Below are 20,469 nucleotides of genomic sequence, written 5' to 3'. Positions count from 1 at the left end.
TACTGTTCGGCAACCTGAGTGAGGAAGTCTCGCACGCGCAGATCCACCTCCGCGAGGGTTTCGGCCTCGGGTACATCGCCCTCAGGCCAGCGCTCTCGGGCTTCGTCGCGGGGGAGTCATGTATACCCTCGGCGGCAAGTATCGTCTCTCTCACGCTAACGCATGTGCCCGGAGTCTCCGGCGGCGTGTCCCCGGCCGGTTCGCGGTGGCCCTCCTCCACAGTGACAATTCTGCCCCGGGTTATCCCCAGGCTGAGGTCCATCACCCTCCACGGCGACGTGCCCACCCTAGCCTCGAACCATGACCTCACACACCGCATTCATCCCGCATCCCGCGCACCGTTCTCCCCGGGAAGACGTCCCGTGGCCCGCAGACCCCGGCACCATCCGTGTCGGCCCACCGCGCCATGCTCGCCCACCGGATCGAGTTTTCAAGCCGCCGGTGCCCGGAACAGTCGAGGTCCTTACACCACCCGCGGAGGTCGACACCGGTGAGCCTGAACGACCGCCCATCGGCGCGACGCCGGGTGTGTCTTCGAGCCGGGTGCGTGGGTTTGTAGCGCGGTGGAGACGACTGGGGGTACGCGGGCGTGGCTTCGCGGTGGCCGGGGTGGTTGTCGCCCTGGTGATCGGTATCGTTCTGATTCGCCTACTTGACCCCGATGCGGCGGTTTCCACGGCGGCCACGGGGTCATCGCCCGCGGCAGTCTCCGCGAGGAACTCCGAGCGGGCGGCCGATACGTCATCGAGTATCGACTCGGGTTCAGACAGCGCAGACGCCGCTTCGGACGGTTCGCCCCGCACGGATGGATCCTCACCCGCCACGGGCGATACCTCCTCTGCTCGTCCGGGGCCCGCAACCGACTCCGCACCCGTGACCGTGCACGTGGTGGGTGCCGTGGCTTCCGCCGGTCTCTACACCCTGACCGGAACTGCGCGTGTGGACGCGGCGATCACGGCGGCGGGCGGTGCGCTACCGAGCGCGGATATTGCCCAGATCAATCTGGCCCGCAGGGTGGTTGACGGGGAGCAGATCCGTGTGCCCGCACAGGGGGAAACCGTGGTGCCGGCTTCGGGTGGTGCGAGCGGAGTCGCGGGAAGCGGTGATACCGCTCCCGCATCGGGCCCGATCTCGTTGAGCCAGGCGACCGCCGAGCAGCTTGATTCTCTACCGCGCATTGGGCCGGCCCTGGCCGCTCGAATTATCGAGTGGAGGACATCCAACGGTCCGTTCCGAAGCGTCGACGATCTGGCTCGTGTCTCCGGCATTGGCCCAAAAATGATTGTGGCGCTCCGTGGGAAGGTCACGCCATGACGGTGACCGAGGTGCTGTGCCGCGTTGGAAAAGGAGCGTGGCAACTGACCGATCCGGGGCGAATACCCGGCCCCTATCGGCTCGTCCCGGTTGCACTCGTCGTGTGGGGCTTATCCCTGGGCTTGCCGAGGCTCGGTTCACACATTCTCTTTCTCACGACGGGGATCATCCTGGCGATTGGAATTCCACTGAGCGGCGCAAGCATTCTGGCGTATCGGCGACGATATCGAGACTCGCGGGGTTCCGAGGTGCGTGCGCTTGTGCGCGCGGCCGTGGTGGTGGCACTGACACTTGTCGCTGCGGTGGGCACAACGAACATCGCGCTGGCGCGTGCCCGAGTCGAGGCGGATCCGCTCCTGAGTATCATCCAGGCCGCGCCTTCGCTCGACGAGGCGGAACCGCCCCTGCTGGGATATCGGGCAGCCCCCGCGCGTGCACCCACCGTGTCGATGCGCGTACGCGCTACCGAGCGGGCACGCCCGATTGTCGCGGCCCTGGACGGCAGCGAACGCATGATTCTCGCCGCGCGGACCGTGAGTGTGCGGGGTGCACCCAGCGATGTTGCGGTGTTGCTGGTAGGCGCGCGCCTGGACGCGCTCCGAATCGGTGACACGGTCGACGTGGACGGCAGCGTACGAGAAAGCGCACCCGGGACCGCGGAGGTTGCCTGGGTATCGGTACGCGCACTTCCTCGAGTTGGAACCCCCGGACCAGGCGGACCCGCCCAGATGATTCAGCGTGCGGTGGATGGGCTGCGGGAGGGGCTCGTCCAGGCGGCGTCGGTTCTCCCCGGAAGCGCGGGGACGCTGCTGCCGGGCCTGGCGATCGGGGAGACACGAACGCTGCCCGTCGATCTCGATCAGGCCATGCGCGATACCGGGCTGACCCACCTGGTCGCGGTTTCCGGGGCCAACTGTGCGGTTGTGATCGCCGTGTGTGCGGGGTTGGCCGCACTGATGGGTGCCGGCCGGAGGATCCGTATTGTGGCGGGGGCGATCGGCCTCGGCGGCTTCGTTCTGCTTGTTGGTCCGGATCCCAGTGTGCTGCGCGCCGCGGTCATGGCTGCGGTGGTTCTGGGGTTTCTGCTGCACGGTCGACCCGGCGCGGGCGTTCCGCTGCTCAACATCGCGGTGATCGTGCTGCTCCTGCTGGAACCCGGCCTCGCGACAGATTTTGGTTTCATCCTGTCGGTGGCTGCCACCGCGGGCCTGATTATGCTCAGCACCCCCTTAGCCGTGGCGCTCAGCCGCTGGCTTCCCACGTGGCTGTCCTACGCCCTGGCAATTCCCGCCGCCGCGCAGCTTGCCTGCGGCCCCATCCTGATCCTGCTTCGACCGGAGATTTCGCTGACCGCGATTCCCGCGAACCTGCTCGCCGAACCCGCCGCGCCCCTGGCCACACTCATGGGCCTGATCGTGTGTATTGCACATGCCATCTGGCCTCCATTGGGGCTGGTAGCCGTGTGGTTCGCCTGGCTCCCGACCGCCTGGATTATCGCGGTCGCGCGGGTCTGTGCCGCAGTGCCCGGAGGTCTCGTGCCCTGGCTGCCTGGGCCGGTCGGGGCACTTGGTCTGCTTGCGCTCACGCTGGTTCTGCTCGGATATGTTCTCCACCGCGCCCACCGTATTCGCTGGGGAGTTGCGATTTTGGTGACCGGGTCGCTGCTGACTGGTTCGGCGGTGATCCCAGCCGTGCTCGCCCGTGCAGGCACGCCCACAGGCTGGATCATCGCCGCGTGTGACGTCGGGCAGGGCGATGCAATTCTTGTGCGCTCGCGAGGGAGGGTTGCGCTGGTCGATTCGGGTCGGGACCCAGCCGCGCTGACGCAGTGCCTTGACCGGCTGGGTATCGACCGCATAAACCTCTTTGTCCTGACACACTATGACGCGGACCACAGCGGAGGTATCGCCGCGCTCGGCGATCGCATCGATGCCGCATTGATCGCCACACCGCGCACCGAACAGGATAAACGGGTACGTGCGCAGTTACCGTCCAGCGCAAGGCTGGCGCGAGATGGCGATACGGGAGCGCTCGGAGGGCTGAGCTGGAGAGTCTTCTGGCCGCCGTCGGTCACTAGCGGCCTGAGCGCCAACGGGTCCGCCGTGGTGTGGGGATTTGAGGGGGAAGGGACCCGGGCACTCTTCCTCGCCGATCTCGGCGCCGAAACCCAGTCGCTCCTGATTCCCGCTCTCGCGAAAACCAGCTACGCCCGCTCGACCGATGTTGTCAAGGTTGCCCATCACGGCAGCGCCGATCAGGATCCCGAGCTCTATCGAGCACTGCACCCAAGAATCGGGGTCATCTCGGTGGGTGCAGCGAACACATATGGGCATCCGCGCACCCAGACGCTCAGTTTCCTGAGCGCCCTGGGTGTGCGAATTCTGCGCACCGATCAGAGCGGAACCGTATTTATTGTCCGAACCGGACGCGGGCTGGAGGTGAGAACCGAGAGGTGACTAGTGCACAGTCTCATCCCGTACCGCGGCGATCGCCTCGATCTCAACAAGCTGATCGTCATAGCCGAGAACGGTGACACCCAGCAGGGTGCTGGGAACATCGTGATCGCCAAAGGCATCCCGCACCACGTTCCACGCGGTCACCAGGTCAGTCTGGTTGTGTGAGGCGACGAGGACCCGGGTGCTGATCACATCGGTGATACCGGCCCCGGCAGCTGCCAGTGCCGCCTTCATGTTGTCGATGCAGGACGACGCCTGGGCAGCATAGTCGCCAACGCCAGCGGTGCTTCCGTCGGCATTGAGCGGGCAGGACCCGGCTAGGAAAATCAGACGCGACCCCGCGGGGGCGGTAGCCGCATAGGCATACTGGGCCGCGTCAGAAAGGGCGGCGGAACGAATCAGGGTAATCGCTGAAGTCATGGATTCCTTCGAATTGTCGTGCGGGTCAGGCTTCGGGAGAACAGTTCGGCATCCCGAACGTCTCCGAGCCCCAAAACCACTTAAGCATACAGTGTTCGTTTAGGCTCTTTGGTGACCTATAGTGGACACCGTGAGTTATTGGGATCATCCAAAGCCTGTTCTGCGTGCCCGCTCCGTCCACATTGAAGACGTAGCGCTCGCGAGCATGCGGCTCCTGGACGAGGGCGGGGTGCAGGCGCTGAGTATTCGCTCGGTGGCCGGGGTGCTGGGTGTCGCGGCGGCGAGTCTGTACTCGCGGGTTGAGTCGGTGGATGACCTCTACGATCTTGCGCTGGATTATGCGATGCAGCGTGATCCGGTGATGGGGGAGGCGGTGATTTCCGGTTCGCTGGGAGAGCTCATGCTCGCCTACTATCGGCACCTCGTCCACCACGCCTGGGCCGTACGAGTGATCGCGATGCGGGCCCCGCGTGGGCCGCACTACGTGCGGGTCAGTGATCGCATGGTGGTGCTGTTGAGCGAGGCGGGTGCGCGCGATCCGCTGGGAACCGCATACATTCTCGCAAACTATGTGATCGGCTCGGCGACCACCGCGGCAATGGCCCGGAGTGAACGAGATCTCGGCGTGGAATTTGCCCATGCGCCGGAATATGCCCGGCTGAGGGCGATGGATCCGGTGGAGCCCGAGTCCATTATGCGCGCAGGGCTGGATGTGCTGCTTGCGGCGCTGCCCGCCCGGACGATGGATGCGCAAACGGGCCCCGATTCCCACGGGGGAACCGAGGCCCGGTAGCGGATTGAGATCCCTAGGCGTCGCGGCGCGAGCGTCGAAGACGCAGCGAACCGTAACCCAGGATGAGCAGGATGCCCGCGATTCCTGCGGCCAGCGCCGGGAAGGATTCACCGGTGGAGGCGAGACGTGCACCGTCGGCAGTCGCGTGGGCCGAAGCCGAAGCCGAAGCCGAAGCCGAGCCTGAAGCCGGTGCGGTCGGTGACGCGGTGGTGCCGGGGCCGGTGGTATTGCTTGGTCCGGGGGTGCTACCCGGGGTGGGGGTCGAGTTTCCCGGGGTGGGCTCGGTTGCCCGAACCCCGGCCCAGTTAACCGCGGACTGCGTCTGCACGGTGGCCGTGTGCGCCTGCACAAGCACGATGGTCTGCGCGTGCTCGGTGGCCGTGGGCGAGGTGCTGCCCGAAGCCGCAACGGAGATGACATTTCCGGTGGGTCCGGCCGCCGAGGCGGTTGCCGTCAGCGTGGCCGAACCGGCGGAGGTGAGATCGCGCAGATCCAGATAGATGGACTGGCCATCACGCACCGCGGTCGCGTTGATCGGGTTGCCCTGTGCGTCGGTGAGTCGCACGTCCGGGGCGGAGATGCTCACCGATTCCTGATTGGTGCTCACGGTGAAGGGTCCGGCCAGGCTTCCGGCGTTCTGCTGTGAGGTCGGGGAGGCAATAGAGGCGGTCGCCTGGGTTGGGAACGGTGCGGGGGAGGGCGCGGCGTTGGCACCGTGGACCAGGTACCAGTACACGGCCTCGGAGTTCGGGGTTTCCCAGGGCCAGTTCGCGTCGTAGCCCACATCCGTGTAGCGCCAGATCGCGTACTGTGTGGCCTCGATCGCGTCGTTCACGGCAAGCCCGGAGATTCCGGCAGCACTGGCCAGCTGCTCGAGGTCGACCGCGGGATAGCTGTGCGCGAGGACCCAGAGCACTCGGTCCTTGACCTCCTTGCCGGTGAAGGCGTTGCTACCGAGGTAGTCATCAAGGGAGTCGACACGGCCATCCACGTTTGTGCGCGCGCTGATGTTGTGTTCCAGGCAGTATGCCCAGCCATCGGGTTCGCCTACCCCGGCGCCGTGGTACCAGACGGGGAAGATTCCGGTGCCGGCGTATCCCTGCCGAGGTCCGATGTGAACGGTGTCTCCGGCGGAGACCGATGCCGCGCCGGATGCTGGCTCGGCCGCCAGGGCCGCGGCGGGTGTCAGGATGCCGCCCAGGGTGAGCGCGGCCGCGCCGATCCAGCTCGCCAGCCGGCGGGAGGTGCGTGGTGGGTGGGATGTCATGGATTCGCCTTTCGGGGAGAAAGCGTGCGCGCTGTCGGGTGCGATCGGCCGCGCGCGAAGAGTGAGGACAGGGAAATAATACTGATAAATACGAGCGTTATGTCACCCAACGGAGGGGAACTTTTGTTGATCGTTCCCGAATGCCGATGTGGCCTGTGTGTGGCGACGGGATTGCGTGGCGAATCGTGAGGAAAGTCCAACCTCGACGCGCCTGCGTGTCGGCCCCGGCCGAGGCGAGACGGCCTGTCCGCAACCAAGGTCCGAGGGAGCCGGTAGGCTGGATCCAGATGATTGGCGACCTCGGGTCCCGATCGTGAAATGGAGGACACGGTGGCGGCAGCTCGCGGCACAACGACGGCAAAGGCAAGCGTGAAGGTGGCGATCCCGCAGCTCGCGTGGAACCAGATTCGGCCGGCCTCCGTGGTGCTGGTGAGCGGGACCGAGGGGTTCCTCGCCGACCGGTCGATTCGGATCCTGCGCGATCTGCTGCGTGCCGAGGACCCGAGCCTTGAGCTCAGTGAACTTACCGCCGACACCTACGTGGCCAGCGAGCTGGCGACCGTGGCAAGTCCCTCACTGTTTGGGGAGCCGCGGTTTGTTCGTATTGATGCGGTCGAGAAGTGCTCCGATATTTTCCTCACCGAGGCCATCGACTACCTGGCCAACCCGCCCGAGGGGGCGACCGTCGTGCTTCGGCATGCCGGGGGAGTGCGTGGGAAGCGCCTGTTGGATGCGATCCGCGCCGCCAAGGGCACCGCGATTGAGGTGGTCTGTACCGAGCTCAAGAAAGACTCGGAAAAGATTGATTTTGCCGCCGCAGAGTTTGCGACGGCCGGTCGTCGCGCACGTCCCGATGCGGTCCGCGCACTGGTGTCCGCGTTTTCCGGAGACCTGGCCGAACTGGTGGCCGCGTGTACCCAGCTGATGGCCGATACCACCGGAGATATCACCGAGCAGACGGTCGCCCAGTACTATGGTGGCCGCGCCGAGGTCACCGCGTTCGCGGTGGCGGATCTGGCGATTGCCGGCCGTGCCGGCGAGGCTTTGATCGCGCTGCGTCAGGCGATTCACTCGGGTACCGATCCTGTTCCGATGGTCGCGGCCTTTGCGATGAAGATGCGCACAATGGCCAAGGTGAGTTCCAACCGGGTTCCCGGTGCCCAGATGGCGCGCGCCTTCGGGCTGGCACCCTGGCAGATTGATCGGGCCAAGCGGGATCTGCGCGGCTGGAATGATGCGGGCCTCGGGGCGTGCATCCGCCTGATCGCCGACACCGATGCGATCGTCAAGGGGGCGCCGGGAGATCCGCAGTTCGCCCTGGAGCGCATGGTCTCGGCCATCGCCAGCCGCGGACGCACGCTCGTTCGTCGCTAGCCCGCACCGCAACTAGGCCCGCACAGCAAAAATCCCCGCCCTCCGAAGAGGGCGGGGATTTTTAGAAAGCAGAATTACTTAGCGAGCAGTGCGTCAACCTGCTTGGCCAGAGCCGACTTGCGGTTCGCAGCCTGGTTCTTGTGCAGAACGCCCTTGCTCACGGCCTTGTCCAGCTTCTTCGAAGCGGTACGCAGGGCCGATACGGCGCGGTCCTTGTCGCCGGCGACGACGGCCTCGCGGGTGTGACGGACGACGGTGCGCAGCTCGCTCTTGACGGCCTTGTTGCGCTCCTGAGCCTTCTTGTTGGTACCGATGCGCTTGATCTGCGACTTAATGTTTGCCACTTTAGTTAGTCTTTCGTTTGTTCCGAATGGGAGTGTCGGTTAGCGAGAGAGGGCGCCGTCCGACTGTTTCGTGTGGATACTCCGCACGCAAGTCAAGACCCGAGTCTATCAGTTCCCGTCACTCTCGCCCAACCATCGCGAGCTGGCGCGTCGTGTCCCCACCCTTCGGCGGTGCGCATTCGCCCCGGCCGCTCCTTTCATGGGAGAATGGCGAGAAGGACACGTGTGTCCATGCCCGGTTTTCCGGCACCTGATTTTATTTGTGACCATTAACAACCAGAGGAACGCGTGAGCCCCCAAGCTGTAAAGGCCCTAGAGCCGGCGAGTACCCCGTCGGAGTTCATCCGTAATTTCTGCATCATCGCGCACATCGACCACGGTAAGTCGACGCTTGCAGACCGCATGCTCGGCATCACCGGCATCGTTGCCAACCGTGACATGCGCGCCCAGTACCTGGACCGGATGGACATCGAGCGTGAGCGCGGTATCACCATCAAGAGCCAGGCCGTGCGGATGCCCTGGTCGGATGAGGGTGGTCAGTCCTATGCACTGAACATGATCGACACCCCCGGTCACGTCGACTTCTCCTATGAGGTTTCCCGTTCGCTGGCCGCCTGTGAGGGTGCAATCCTGCTGGTGGATGCCGCCCAGGGTATCGAGGCACAGACCCTCGCCAACCTCTACCTGGCGATGGAAAACGACCTCACCATCATTCCGGTGCTGAACAAGATCGACCTGCCCGCGGCAGACCCGGATAAGTACGCGCTTGAGCTCGCCAACCTGATCGGTGGCAAGCCCGAGGACGTGCTGCGTGTGTCCGGTAAGACCGGCATGGGTGTCGAGGCGCTGCTTGACCGTGTGATCCGCGACATCCCCGCCCCGGTGGGCAACGTGGACGCCGAACCGCGCGCGATGATCTTCGACTCCGTATACGACGCCTACCGCGGCGTGGTCACCTACGTCCGAATGGTGGATGGCACGCTGAAGCCGCGCGAGCGCCTGCAGATGATGTCCACCGGCACTACCCATGACCTGCTGGAAATCGGTGTGTCCTCGCCCGAGCCCGTTCCGTCCAAGGGACTGAGCGTCGGTGAGGTGGGCTACCTGATCACCGGTGTGAAGGATGTGCGCCTGTCCAAGGTGGGCGACACCGTCACCCACGCGCAGAAGCCTGCAACCGAGGCTCTGCCCGGTTACACCGACCCCAAGCCGATGGTGTTCTCGGGTCTGTACCCGATCGACGGCTCGGACTACCCGATCCTGCGTGAGGCCCTGGACAAGCTCAAGCTGTCCGATGCGGCACTGAACTACGAGCCGGAAACCTCGGTGGCCCTGGGCTTCGGATTCCGCTGTGGCTTCCTGGGTCTGCTGCACCTGGAGATCATCACCGAGCGCCTGGAGCGCGAGTTTGGTCTGAACCTCATCGCGACCGCGCCCAGCGTGATCTACGAGGTGACCACCGAGGATCGCAAGACCGTCACGGTGACCAACCCCAGCGAGTTCCCGACCGGCAAGATCCACGCCGTATCCGAGCCGATGGTGCGTGTGGCGATCCTGGCCCCCAAGGACTACGTGGGCACCATCATGGAGCTGTGCCAGAGCCGCCGTGGCGCGCTGCTGGGTATGGACTACCTCGGTGAGGATCGCGTCGAGCTGCGCTACAACATGCCGCTGGCCGAGATCGTGTTCGACTTCTTCGACCACCTGAAGAGCCGCACCCAGGGCTATGCGTCACTGGACTACGAGCCCTCGGGTGAGCAGGAGGCCGACCTGGTGAAGGTTGACATCCTGCTGCAGGGTGAGGCCGTGGACGCCTTCAGCGCGATCGTGCACCGCGACAACGCTTACTCCTACGGCGTGCTGATGACCGAGCGCCTGTCCAAGCTGATCCCGCGCCAGCAGTTCGAGGTGCCGATTCAGGCGGCAATTGGTGCCCGCATCATCGCCCGCGAGTCCATTCGTGCGATCCGTAAGGACGTTCTTGCCAAATGCTACGGCGGTGACATTAGCCGTAAGCGCAAGCTGCTGGAGAAGCAGAAGGAAGGTAAGAAGCGCATGAAGATGGTCGGTCGTGTGGAGGTGCCCCAGGAGGCCTTCATCGCCGCGCTGTCCGGTGACGTGGAATCCGGTAAGGGCAAGAAGTAACTCCCCGTAGCGGCGAGCTCGGGTTAGACTTAACCGTGCTCGCCCTCGGGGCGTGCCCCAATCAGGCCGCCAGGTGGCCGAAGAATTGATCGCGGAACGAAGCAGACAGAAAAGAAGTAGGGGATGCGCCGCAGTAATTTCGAAGACCAGCCCGTTGACTATGCCGCAGTCGGGGCCACCCAGGCTGCCGACCTGATGCAGTACCCGCCGCAGGGCTATGTGCCCGCCGAGGACAGCATCCGTCTGGGCAGTGGACGCGAACGCTACGAGGCCGCAGCATCGACGCTGCTGAGCTGGGGTGTGCAGCGTGATGCCGGGATCGACGTGCACGATGTGCGTCCGGGCAGCGGAAACGAGTACACCGGAATTCAGTTTGATGATGAGGGTAACGCCGTTGCCCCCAACCGCCGTCACAGCGAGCAGCGCTTCGCCCCCGATGGCAGCGCATTCCTGGATGCGGGAACCACCGCCAAGCTGCGTGGCAAGATTGGCCGCTACAACCTGGAATCCAAGATCCGGGTGGTGTACCTGGTGGAGAACCAGAACTCGACCGCGTTCGCCTATGGAACGGTTTCTACCGCTCAGATGAGCGGCGAGGAGTCGTTCATGGTGGAGCTGCGGGACGATGACTCGGTGTGGTTCACCGTGCGCTCGTTCATGCGCCCGATCGGTGCCAAGTACCGTGCCTTCCCGCCGCTGGGTCGTGCCCGGATGACGGCGATTGCCACCGCGTATATGCGTGCGCTTTCCCCGACGTGGGCGAGCCCCACCACCTAATGGGAGCACTACCCCTCGGAGATCCCGCCCCCACCGACGGCTCTCTGCCTGCCTCCGCGCGCATCGGCAGTGAGGATCGTCCCTTCAGCTTCTACCTGCACGTCCCGTTCTGCCGGGTTCGCTGCGGATACTGTGACTTCAACACCTACACCTCCACCGAGCTGCGCGGTGCCAAGCAGGTGGACTACGCCGATGAGGCCATCGCCGAGGTGGCGCTGTCCAAGCGGGTACTCGACGCCGCCCAGGTTGCGGTGCGCCCGGTTGACACGGTCTTTTTTGGGGGCGGAACCCCGACCCTGCTGCCCGCGGATGATCTGGCCCGCATGCTGCACGCGGTCCGTGACACCCACGGATTCACCCCGAACGCCGAAATCACCACCGAGGCCAACCCGGACTCGGTGGATGAGGTCTACCTGCAGACCCTCAAGGATGCCGGATTCACCCGGGTGTCCTTCGGGATGCAGTCGGCCGTGCCGGAAACCCTGGCGACCCTGGATCGCAGCCACACCCCCGAGCGCGTGCCGCTCGTGGTTGAGTGGGCCAAGAGGGTCGGCCTGCAGGTGAGCGTGGACCTGATTTACGGTTCGCCGGGGGAGACCCTGGAACAGTGGCAGCGCAGCGTGGATGCTGCCCTCAGCTATGGACCGGATCACATCTCCGCCTACTCGCTGATCGTCGAGCCAGGCACCAAGATGCACCGCCAGATCCGCAGCGGCGAGCTGCCCGAACCCGACGAGGATCTGCAGGCGGACATGTACGAGTACGCCGATCAGGCGCTCTCGGCCGCCGGATTCTCCTGGTACGAGGTGTCCAACTGGTCGGTCTCCCCGGAAACCCGCTCGCGGCACAACCTCGCCTATTGGCGCGGTGCCGACTGGTGGGGCATCGGCCCCGGCGCGCACAGCCACGTTGGCGGGGTGCGCTGGTGGAACGTCAAGCATCCCGCTGCCTACGCTCAGCGCATGGCAGAGGGAATCTCCCCGGGTCTTGGGCGCGAGGTGCTGGACGATGAAACCCGCGAGATGGAGCGGATCCTGCTGGAATCCCGCACCGCCGAGGGCATCGCGATTTCCGGACTTGACGCCGACGCGCGCCACGAAATCCCGCGCCTGATCGCCGACGGCCTGATCGAGGGCCCCGCCGCCCTCCGCGGACGCCTGCAGCTCACCCTGCGCGGCCGCCTGCTGGCGGACGCCGTGGTGCGCGCGCTGGTGGGATAGAGGGTTAGCGCAACGAGTTTGTATAGCGGGTTCGGACGCTGACTCGGGGCGCCGGCTCGGGGCGTTGGTTTGGGTTGCTGGATTGGCTACCGGTTCGAGGCTGGCTAGGTGTCGCTGACTTGGTGTCGCTGACTAGATGTGGCCGAGAGTTTTGCCCGGCCCGTGTTTTAAATGGACCCGCGTTTTGACACGTAATTTACGTGTCAAAACGAGCCCTCCGCATGATCAACCCGTGTGTGCAGCGCGGACAGCCTCGGAACGAGTGAAATAGCGCTTGGATAACGTGTGGCGCCCCCGGACACGCCGGACCCCCCGGGACAGTCCGGACTCCGTGCTACTGCCCCGTGCCCCACGCCTCGGCGAGCAGCCGGTAGGACTGCTCGCGCACGGCGCGGGAGTGGGCCTGGGTGGTGATGACAAACTCATCCGCGCCGGTCGCGATCTGAAGTGCACGTAGTCGGGCAACCACGGTTTCGGGGGAGCCGACAATGCGCGTGGCGACCCGGTCGGAGACCAGCAGCGCCTGCTCGGGGGTGAGCGGGTTCGCGGCGTCGGTTTCGGGGCTCAGATAGGGGCCGGCCACGTAGTCGGTGCGGATCGAGTAGAGCCAGCGTTCGAATGGCTTGGCCAGGCGCTGTGCCTCCTCGTCGGTGTCGGCGACCAGCACGTCCACCGAGACCGCGATGTACGGGGAATCCAGCTCGGCGGAGGGCACAAACGCGTCCCGGTACGCCTGGACCGTTTCCAGGATGTTCTGCGGGAGCGCGTGATAGTTCGCCCCAAACCGCAGGCCGTTTGCCCCGGCCACCTCGGCCGAGACGCCGGCCGAGCTGCCGTGCACCCAGACCTCCACGTCAGCGCCCTCGGCGGGGGACGCGGTGATGTGCACGTCCGCGGGAACCTCACCGGGAGCGGTGAAGGTGCCGCGCAGGAAGCCGAGGATGTCCTCCACCTGCGCCCCAAAGTCGGTGGGGTTGCCGGGAAAGCGGTTGAGCAGGCGGTCGTTGAGGCCCGCGCGCGCATCGTTGAACGGGGTGACCACCCAGGACGGGATCACCACGCCTTCCACCTCGCGGTGTTCGCCGATCGGGCCGGGACGGGTGGTCCCGGCCTCCAGGGCCGCGTTGGTCTGCCGCCCGCGCTCGCGCTGCTCGGCGCTCGGGCCACCCCGGCCGATGCCCAGGTCGAACCCGCGTCCGGTGAGTGTGGCCACGGTACCCGCGACCTCGGCCACCTGAAGCGGCGTGTGGTGGTCCACGATGATGACCGCGGTGCCCACCCGAATGGTCGAGGTCGCCCGGGCGATGGTCGGGGTCAACAGGACCGAGGCAGCTCCGGCACCCCCGGGAAACAGGTGGTGCTCGGCCACCCAGTAGCGCCGATAGCCGGCCTCCTCGACGGCCTGGGCCAGCGCGATCGTCTCGGCAAATGCACTCGCGGCGTCGCCGCCCTCGGTGATGAGAACCAGGTCAAGAACGGAGAGGGGAATTGCGGTGGGGAAAGACGTCATCCCGCTATCCTCCCAAGCCCGGCGCGCCCGCAATACCCCCGCGTCACAGTGCGCAATGTTGCGTGACATAGCGTCACCGATGTTGGAAACTTCGAGGAGATTCCTAAAGTGATGCCATCCCCCCTTCCTCCCTGGAGGCAGTCCCATCCCGGCTGGCGTATGTCGTGGGGATTCATCGAAGGAGCACGCATGACCCACTCACGTATTCGTCGCCGCAGCACCCTGGCGCTGATCGGGATGGCCGCCCTGGCCGCCCTGACGCTGAGCGCGTGTTCGTCCTCAGCCACGCCCGCGGCTTCGCCGTCATCCTCGGCGTCCGCGGAGAAGGTCACCCTGGGTGACCCGGCCAAGCTCAAGCTGGTGAAGGACGGCGAGCTGACCGTCCATGTGGACGACCCGGTGTGGTCGCCCTGGTTCATCGACAACAAGCCCGAGAACGGCAAGGGTTTTGAGAGTGCGCTGACCTATGCGGTGGCCGACAAGCTCGGCTTCACCAAGGACCAGGTCAAGTGGGGCTACACCGCGTTTGCAGCCTCGTTCACCCCGGGACCCAAGAACTTTGACCTCTACACCCAGGAGGTCTCGATTACCGACGAGCGTGCCAAGGCCGTCTCATTCAGCGACCCCTACTATGTGTCGCGCAGCGTCGTGATCACCAAGGATAACTCCCCGGCACTCGAGGCGAAGAGCGTGGCCGACCTCGCCAAGTACCGCTTCGGAACCGTGGCCGGAACCACCCAGGACAGCTACATCACCCAGACCATCAAGCCCCAGGACGTGCTGTCCTTTGACACCGTGGCGCTGAGCACCCAGGCCCTGGAAAACGGCCAGGTGGATGCGATCGTGGTGGACCTACAGATCGGCCAGAACGTGGTGCTCAACCAGTTCAAGGACCTCAAGATCGCCGGCCTGCTCAAGGACAACGGTGTGAGCAAGGGCATGGGCTTCGTGTTTGATCTGAACAGCCCGCTGGTGCCCTACGTGGATGAGGCCCTGGCTGAGCTGCGTGACGACGGCACCATCGACAAGCTGGAGAAGGAGTGGCTGCCGCTGCCCGAGCAGGTTCAGGAGTACACCCAGTAACAATGGCTTCACCACACAATCCCCAACCCGAGAGTGCACCGGGCGCGAACCTGCGCCGGGTGCACCTCGGTGCGTTTTACCCCAATGACCACCACCACACCCTCTGGGGACATCCCGAGGCGGGCAGTCAGATCGAGTTTGCCGATTTTGCCCGGTTTGCCCGCAGCGCCGAGCGCGGCCTGTTCGACTTTGTGTTCCTCGCCGAGGCCAACTGGCTCCAGGAGCACCGGGGGCGCGTGGTGGAGCACGCGATCCTTGATAAGCCCGACTCGCTCACCGTGCTCGCCGGCCTCGCCGCCGAAACCGAGCGGATCGGACTGGTCGCCACGATCGGCACCACGTTCTCCGACCCCACCGACGTGGCCACCCGTCTGGCCACGCTGCACCGCCTCTCCGGCGGCCGCGCGGGCTGGAACGTGGTGACCTCGCACACCAGCTTCGGCGTGGGGGCCTCCACCAACTTCCGTCCCGGACGCATGGTTGCTCACGCCGACCGCTACCGCCAGGCCGAAGGGTTCCTGGCCGAGACAGCCCGTATCTGGTCCGGTGCCGAGGCCGCGGCCGGGCTCGCCGCGCTGCCCGGTCCCGGACCGGCGATCGTGCAGGCCGGCGGTTCCCCCGAGGGTCGCGACCTGGCCGCCGCCCACGCCAACGTGATCTTTGCCGGAAGGCGCAGCATCGAGGCATCCCGGGAGTTCTGCGCGGACCTGCGGGTGCGTCGCCGGGCCGCCGGTCGGGCGGATGAGCTGATCATCCTCCCGTCCACCTCGTTTGTGCTGGGGGATACCGAGCAGGAGGCGCGCGAGATCGCCGCCGAATGGCGACTGCAGGAGGTCACCCCGAAGGTCGCCGTGTTCCTCCTGGAGGAGGTGTGGGGGATCGACCTCACCGACTTCGACGTGGACGGTCCGCTGCCCACGCAGGATCCCGATTGGGAGCACGCCGACCGTTTCACCCGTGGACAGGTTGGCGGAGAACGCGACGCCCGCGTCCTGGTGGAGTCCTGGCGCACCCTGCAGCGCGAGCGCGGGCTCTCCACGCGCGCGCTACTCGGAGAGGTGCGCGCCCGCCGCGACTTTGTGGGCACGCCCAAGAGCGTCGCCGATCAGATCAACCACTGGGTGCAGACCGGGGCCGCCGATGGCTTTGTGGTCAACCCCTCGGTGGTGCCCAGCGGACTGGATGCCTTTGTGGACCGGGTCATTCCCGAGCTGCAGGAACTGGGTGTCTATCGCACCGAATATGCGGGGAGCACGATCCATGATCACCTCGCCGAGAGGGGAGACGCGTGAGTATCGACGATCGGGTTGCTGCCCAGACGAATCAGGTGGATCAGGCACCGCCGGTGGGCCGCCCCGGCCCGCCGAAACTCAGCGACGCCGAGCTGCAGGCGCTGCTGGTGCGCCCGGTGTGGTGGAGGCGTGCGGATGTGCGCCGCTCCGCGCTGATCGCCACGGTCAGCACGCTGGCCCTGCTGGCGGTCCTCGGATTTGGGCTGTCCTCCTCGGCCGGCTGGGAATCGTTCCAGGCGGCGTTCCTCAGCCCCGAACACTTTGTGCTGTCCTTCCCCAAGGTGTGGGACGGATTCCTGCTGAACGTGACCCTCTTCATCATCCTCGAACCCATCGTGCTGCTGGTGGGCCTCGGGCTGGCGCTGCTGCGAAACCTGTCCTCGCCGGTGTTTTTCCCACTGCGGGCCTTCGCGATCGGCTACATCGACCTGTTCCGTGGGCTACCGGCGATCCTGGTCATCCTGATGCTCGGGATGGGGATTCCCGCACTGCGGATCGAGGGGCTGAGCTCCTCGCCGCTGTTCTGGGGAGCGGTGGGCTGTGTGCTCACCTCGGCCGCCTATACGGCCGAAACCTATCGGGCGGGCATCGAGTCGATCCACCCCAGCCAGCGCGCCGCCGCCCGGGCCCTGGGCTTCGGGCACGGCCGCACGCTGTGGTACATCGTGCTGCCGCAGGCCGTGCGCCGCGTGGTGCCGCCGCTGATGAGTGGATTCATCGCCCTGCAAAAGGAGACAGCGCTGATCTCGGTGATCGGGCCGATGGAGGCCTCGCGCGCCGCCCAGGCGTACTCGGCCACCACGTTTAACTTCACCTCCTACCTGGTGGCGGCGGTGCTGTTTGTGAGCATCACGATTCCGCTCACCCGGCTGACCGATCACCTGCTGCGCCGTGCCCAGCTGCGCCGCGGCATGGGAGGAGCGGTATGAGTGGGGTCGCGGCGGTCAGTATCCGCAACCTCTCCCAGGCGTATGGGGAGAATCTGACCCTGAAAAACGTCTCGCTTGAGGTCGCACCGCACGAGGTGATCGCGCTGATCGGCCCCAGCGGGTGTGGCAAGTCCACGCTCCTGCGCACGATCAACCTCTTGGAGGACAGCCTCGCCGGTGAGATCCTGGTGCACGGTGAACCCGTGACCGGGGAGGCCGGACGTGGCGGACGCGACCGCGTACGCCGCCGGGTGGGCATGGTCTTCCAGCAGTTCAACCTGTTCCCGCACCTGACCGTGCTCCAGAACATCACCCTCGCCCCGCGCAAGCTCGGCGGTCTGTCCAAGGCCGACGCCGATGCCAAGGCCCGGGCGCTGCTGACCCGGTTTGGCCTCGCCGAGAAGGCCGACGAGTATCCCGACCGACTCTCCGGCGGGCAGCAACAGCGGGTGGCGATCCTGCGCGCGCTGGCCACCGAACCGGAGGTGATCCTGCTGGATGAGGTCACCTCGGCGCTGGATCCCGAAACCGTCGGGGAGGTGCTCGCCCTGATTCGCGAGCTGCGCGACCTCGGCCTGACCCTGATTCTCGCCACGCATGAGCTGCAGTTTGCTCGCACCATTGCCGACCGGATCGTGTTCCTCAGCGCGGGTGAGATCGTGGAGCAGGGCACCCCCGCTCAGATCCTTGACCATCCCGAGCATCCGCGAACGAGGCAGTTTGTGGCCAGCATGATTCACCCCGAACGCGCGCCAAGCGCCGTTCCCACTCCCAAGGAAACAATCGGATGACTTCCCCCACCCAGGCCCCCAAAATTGAACTCCACGTGCACCTGGAGGGTGCCGTCCGGCCGCACACCCTGTTTGAGCTGGCCCGGAAAAACGGGGTGACGCTGCCGGTGGCGAGCCTCGAGGAGCTTGAGAGCTTCTACAACTTCACCGATTTCAACCACTTCATCGATGTGTGGAATGTGACCACCGACGTGTTGTTCAATCCGGATGACTACCGCCGGGTGGTGGTGGATTACGCGCGTGAGGCGGCGAGCTTCGGTGCCGTGTATCTGGAGGGCATCTTCTCTCCGGGGCAGTACTACGTGCGCGGCATCGATCCCGACGAGCTGTTCACCGGCTTCACCGACGGCATTCAGGAGGCGTTTGAGGAGACCGGCGTAATCGTGCGGCTAACCCCGGATGTGGACCGCAATCGTCCCGCCGAACTCAGCGAGCGGATCGTCCGCGACGCCGTTCGCTACCGCGACCGTGGCATCGTGGGGATCGGGCTGGGGGGCCGCGAGCGTGCGGCCCCCACCTCGAAGTTCACCCGGATGTTCCAGATCGCCCGCGACGGCGGCCTGTCCTCGGTCCCGCATGCGGGTGAGGACGACGGTGCCCAGTCGGTGCGCGAGGCCATCGACCTGCTGGGTGCTGATCGGATTCGGCACGGATTCCGAGCGATCGAGGATCCGGCCCTGGTGACCGAGCTGATCGAGCGCGGCATCGTGCTGGATGTCTGCCCCACCTCCAACCTGCGCACCCGCGTGATCGATCGCCTGGAGGATCACCCGATTGGCGCGCTGGTTGCCGCGGGGCTGCCGGTCACCGTGAATACCGATGACCCCGCAATGTTTGGTACCGACCTGGGGCGCGAGCACGAGATCGCCCTGGCGGCCGGCGCGAGCGCCCGCGGACTCTACTATGCGGGCGTGCTCGGGCAGGTGGGCGGCCCCGAGGTGACCGAACGACTGCGCCAGATCGGTGCCGAAACCTGGGGTGATGCACCGGCGGTCGCCACCGAAACGACCGAGTCGATCACCCTGTCGGGCGGTGTGCGATGACCGAGGCGTTTGTGGTCGGGGTGCAGCTGAGAGACGATCCGATCGGAGTAGCCGCGGATGGATCGGGGAGTGCCGACCTGGCGGAGCTAATCCGCGCGGCCGAATCTGCGGGAGTCGATTACATCGGCCTGGACGATGCGCTCCTGGGGCCCGGCGACGGCGTCCCGCGCGCCACCGCGGGGGAGACTCTCGCCTATCTCGCGCGTCGCACCTCCCGGATTGCGCTGGTTCCCGGCGTGGCCGCGCACTATGTGGAGCCCTTCCACGCGGCCAAACAGGTGGCGACTCTCGACTTTGTCAGTGAGGGTCGTGCGGGTGTTTTGGTGCAGGCGGAAAGGATCGCGGCGGCCGACCTGCTGGTTCCCGCGGCGAGCGATCTTGATGAGCCGGGTCTGCGTGCCCAGGCCGCCGAATTTACGCACGTGCTGCGACAGCTCTGGGATTCCTGGGAGGATGATGCGACGGTGCGGGATGTGGCGACGGGTCAGTACGTCGACAGCTCCCGGGTTCATTCGATCGCGCATGAGGGTCGTTATTTTCGGGTCAGGGGGCCACTGATCACCCCGCGTCCGCCGCAGGGACAGCCTCCGGTATTCGCCCGCGCCGAGAGCAAGGCAGCCGCGCGCGAACTGTGGAGTGGACCCTCCGAAACCACGGCGCCCGATGTGATCCTGGTCGATGAGTTGGATACGGAGGCAATCCTTGCCGAGTATCCCACGGGCGCCGCCACCCGGTTGATCGTGGTGCTCGCCGGCGAGGATGCCCCCGGTCTCGCCGCGCGGATCGACGCCTGGCGGGCAACCCCCGGGATCGCCGGTGTGGAGATCCGGACCGATACCGCCGGGCTGCGCGCACTGCTGGCCGGCGGGCTCAAGCCGGTTTGGGCGGGCGACGTCGAGAGGACCACCCTCGCCGGGCGACTCGGACTACCGCGACGCCCCAGTCGATTTGCGTCTGCACAATAACAAAGACCACTCATACACAAAACCGGCCACCCCAGGGTGGCCGGTTTTGTGTGCGCTACTTGATGAAGCGGTAGGTGAGCGGATAGCGATAGGGGGCGCCGCTGCTGGTCTTGACGCCGCCGATGATCGCAAACACGAAGGCGGCTACGCCCACCGGCCACATCAGAAGCAGCAGGATGACACCGATGCCGATAAAGCTGGTGATCCCACCCACGATGCCGAGGGCGATGCCCAGGAGCCAGGCGCTGATCTGGAAGTTCAGCGCCTCCTTGCCCTCCTGATTCACAAACGGGCCGCGGTCGCGGAAGATCAGCCACACGATCAGCACGACGATCGGGCCGAAGATGCCGGCGAAGTGTGACAGCGAGCCCCAGAGACGGTCGTTCTCGGGGGTGAGCGGGGTCGAACCGGCGGGCGGGGTGTACCCGGGCTGCTGGCCGTAGGGCTGCTGCCCATAGCCGGGCTGGGGCTGACCCTGCTGCGGGTAACCCTGCTGGGCATTTCCGGGCTGCGGATAACCGGGCGGGGGAGTCTGCGGCGCACCCTGCTGCGGGTATCCGGGCGGCGGCGTGGCCTGCCCGCCCTGCGGCGGAGTGGGGGGCAGCGGCGGTACCGCGCCACCGGGCTGGTTGGCGTCCGAGGGTTCGGGGTTCGACTGCGTGTGATCGCTCATAGTGGATTTAGGATAACCGGCGCACGGTGAATTGGATACGTCTTATTACCGTCTATCACCAAAATCTGGCGTA

The 20,469-nt window shown here is 65.9% G+C and carries 18 protein-coding genes; 13 read left to right on the top strand and 5 right to left on the bottom strand.

Annotated elements, in window-relative coordinates:
* The first annotated feature begins 300 nt into the window (after positions 1 to 300).
* Entirely contained in the window at positions 301 to 1,314 is a 1,014-nt protein-coding gene (locus D9V34_RS10445; protein WP_121688755.1) for a ComEA family DNA-binding protein, read from the top strand.
* A 248-nt stretch (positions 1,315 to 1,562) separates the two neighbouring features.
* Positions 1,563 to 3,770 carry a ComEC/Rec2 family competence protein gene (locus D9V34_RS10440; protein ID WP_183091947.1) on the top strand — a complete coding sequence of 736 codons (2,208 nt, stop codon included), beginning with the start codon at positions 1,563 to 1,565 and terminating at the stop codon, positions 3,768 to 3,770.
* Here the strand turns inward: D9V34_RS10440 and D9V34_RS10435 are convergent, their stop codons facing one another.
* The gene (locus D9V34_RS10435) at positions 3,771 to 4,190 is read right to left on the bottom strand and encodes a RidA family protein (RefSeq protein ID WP_183091946.1); all 420 of its coding nucleotides are present in this window, start codon (positions 4,188 to 4,190) and stop codon (positions 3,771 to 3,773) included.
* Between the two features lie 205 nt (positions 4,191 to 4,395).
* Here D9V34_RS10435 and D9V34_RS10430 point away from each other — a divergent pair, with 205 nt between their 5' ends.
* Positions 4,396 to 4,983: a TetR/AcrR family transcriptional regulator gene (locus D9V34_RS10430; protein ID WP_183091945.1), complete on the top strand. Its 588-nt coding sequence runs from the start codon at positions 4,396 to 4,398 to the stop codon at positions 4,981 to 4,983.
* Positions 4,984 to 4,996: 13 nt separating this feature from the next.
* Here D9V34_RS10430 and D9V34_RS10425 read toward each other — a convergent pair whose 3' ends face one another.
* Positions 4,997 to 6,250 carry a thioester domain-containing protein gene (locus D9V34_RS10425; RefSeq protein ID WP_121688753.1) on the bottom strand — a complete coding sequence of 418 codons (1,254 nt, stop codon included), beginning with the start codon at positions 6,248 to 6,250 and terminating at the stop codon, positions 4,997 to 4,999.
* A 318-nt stretch (positions 6,251 to 6,568) separates the two neighbouring features.
* Between D9V34_RS10425 and holA the strand changes: the two genes are divergently transcribed.
* Positions 6,569 to 7,624 (top strand): DNA polymerase III subunit delta, encoded by a 1,056-nt coding sequence (gene holA / locus D9V34_RS10420; RefSeq protein WP_121688971.1) that lies wholly within the window; start codon positions 6,569 to 6,571, stop codon positions 7,622 to 7,624.
* Positions 7,625 to 7,698: 74 nt separating this feature from the next.
* Here holA and rpsT read toward each other — a convergent pair whose 3' ends face one another.
* On the bottom strand, positions 7,699 to 7,968 hold the full coding sequence (rpsT, locus tag D9V34_RS10415; protein ID WP_030143693.1) for a 30S ribosomal protein S20: 270 nt from the start codon (positions 7,966 to 7,968) through the stop codon (positions 7,699 to 7,701).
* 288 nt (positions 7,969 to 8,256) lie between these two features.
* Between rpsT and lepA the strand changes: the two genes are divergently transcribed.
* The 3 genes from lepA to hemW all read left to right on the top strand — a co-directional run bounded on the left by lepA (position 8,257) and on the right by hemW (position 12,110).
* Positions 8,257 to 10,113 carry a translation elongation factor 4 gene (gene lepA, locus D9V34_RS10410; protein WP_121688752.1) on the top strand — a complete coding sequence of 619 codons (1,857 nt, stop codon included), beginning with the start codon at positions 8,257 to 8,259 and terminating at the stop codon, positions 10,111 to 10,113.
* Positions 10,114 to 10,236: 123 nt separating this feature from the next.
* Positions 10,237 to 10,890: a DUF1990 domain-containing protein gene (locus D9V34_RS10405; RefSeq protein ID WP_030143691.1), complete on the top strand. Its 654-nt coding sequence runs from the start codon at positions 10,237 to 10,239 to the stop codon at positions 10,888 to 10,890.
* Positions 10,890 to 12,110, top strand: coding sequence for a radical SAM family heme chaperone HemW (hemW, locus tag D9V34_RS10400; protein ID WP_121688751.1), 1,221 nt, complete (start codon positions 10,890 to 10,892; stop codon positions 12,108 to 12,110). Before D9V34_RS10405 ends, hemW begins: the two co-directional genes overlap by 1 nt.
* 334 nt (positions 12,111 to 12,444) lie before the next feature.
* On the opposite strand, the gene D9V34_RS10395 is transcribed toward hemW, so the two are convergent.
* On the bottom strand, positions 12,445 to 13,620 hold the full coding sequence (locus D9V34_RS10395) for an LLM class flavin-dependent oxidoreductase (RefSeq protein ID WP_121688750.1): 1,176 nt from the start codon (positions 13,618 to 13,620) through the stop codon (positions 12,445 to 12,447).
* A 189-nt stretch (positions 13,621 to 13,809) separates the two neighbouring features.
* Here D9V34_RS10395 and D9V34_RS10390 point away from each other — a divergent pair, with 189 nt between their 5' ends.
* From D9V34_RS10390 to D9V34_RS10365, 6 genes are read left to right on the top strand one after another with little or no spacing between them, the layout of a single operon-like run.
* The gene (locus tag D9V34_RS10390; RefSeq protein WP_183091944.1) at positions 13,810 to 14,703 is read left to right on the top strand and encodes an ABC transporter substrate-binding protein; all 894 of its coding nucleotides are present in this window, start codon (positions 13,810 to 13,812) and stop codon (positions 14,701 to 14,703) included.
* Between the two features lie 2 nt (positions 14,704 to 14,705).
* The gene (locus D9V34_RS10385) at positions 14,706 to 15,995 is read left to right on the top strand and encodes an LLM class flavin-dependent oxidoreductase (protein WP_121688748.1); all 1,290 of its coding nucleotides are present in this window, start codon (positions 14,706 to 14,708) and stop codon (positions 15,993 to 15,995) included.
* Positions 15,992 to 16,924 (top strand): amino acid ABC transporter permease, encoded by a 933-nt coding sequence (locus D9V34_RS10380; RefSeq protein WP_220700579.1) that lies wholly within the window; start codon positions 15,992 to 15,994, stop codon positions 16,922 to 16,924. Before D9V34_RS10385 ends, D9V34_RS10380 begins: the two co-directional genes overlap by 4 nt.
* Positions 16,921 to 17,715 carry an amino acid ABC transporter ATP-binding protein gene (locus D9V34_RS10375; RefSeq protein ID WP_121688747.1) on the top strand — a complete coding sequence of 265 codons (795 nt, stop codon included), beginning with the start codon at positions 16,921 to 16,923 and terminating at the stop codon, positions 17,713 to 17,715. Before D9V34_RS10380 ends, D9V34_RS10375 begins: the two co-directional genes overlap by 4 nt.
* Positions 17,712 to 18,758 (top strand): adenosine deaminase, encoded by a 1,047-nt coding sequence (gene add / locus D9V34_RS10370; RefSeq protein WP_121688746.1) that lies wholly within the window; start codon positions 17,712 to 17,714, stop codon positions 18,756 to 18,758. The genes D9V34_RS10375 and add overlap by 4 nt, the downstream gene beginning before the upstream one ends.
* Positions 18,755 to 19,723, top strand: coding sequence for an LLM class flavin-dependent oxidoreductase (locus D9V34_RS10365; protein WP_121688745.1), 969 nt, complete (start codon positions 18,755 to 18,757; stop codon positions 19,721 to 19,723). Before add ends, D9V34_RS10365 begins: the two co-directional genes overlap by 4 nt.
* Before the next feature lie 55 nt (positions 19,724 to 19,778).
* Here D9V34_RS10365 and D9V34_RS10360 read toward each other — a convergent pair whose 3' ends face one another.
* Entirely contained in the window at positions 19,779 to 20,396 is a 618-nt protein-coding gene (locus tag D9V34_RS10360; protein WP_121688744.1) for a DUF4870 domain-containing protein, read from the bottom strand.
* Positions 20,397 to 20,469: the final 73 nt, after the last annotated feature.

The sequence above is a fragment of the Mycetocola lacteus genome (genome assembly GCF_003667575.1).
Taxonomy (GTDB): domain Bacteria; phylum Actinomycetota; class Actinomycetes; order Actinomycetales; family Microbacteriaceae; genus Mycetocola; species Mycetocola lacteus.
Note: the sequence above shows the minus strand (reverse complement) of the source record. Positions and strands in the feature narration are given on the sequence as shown.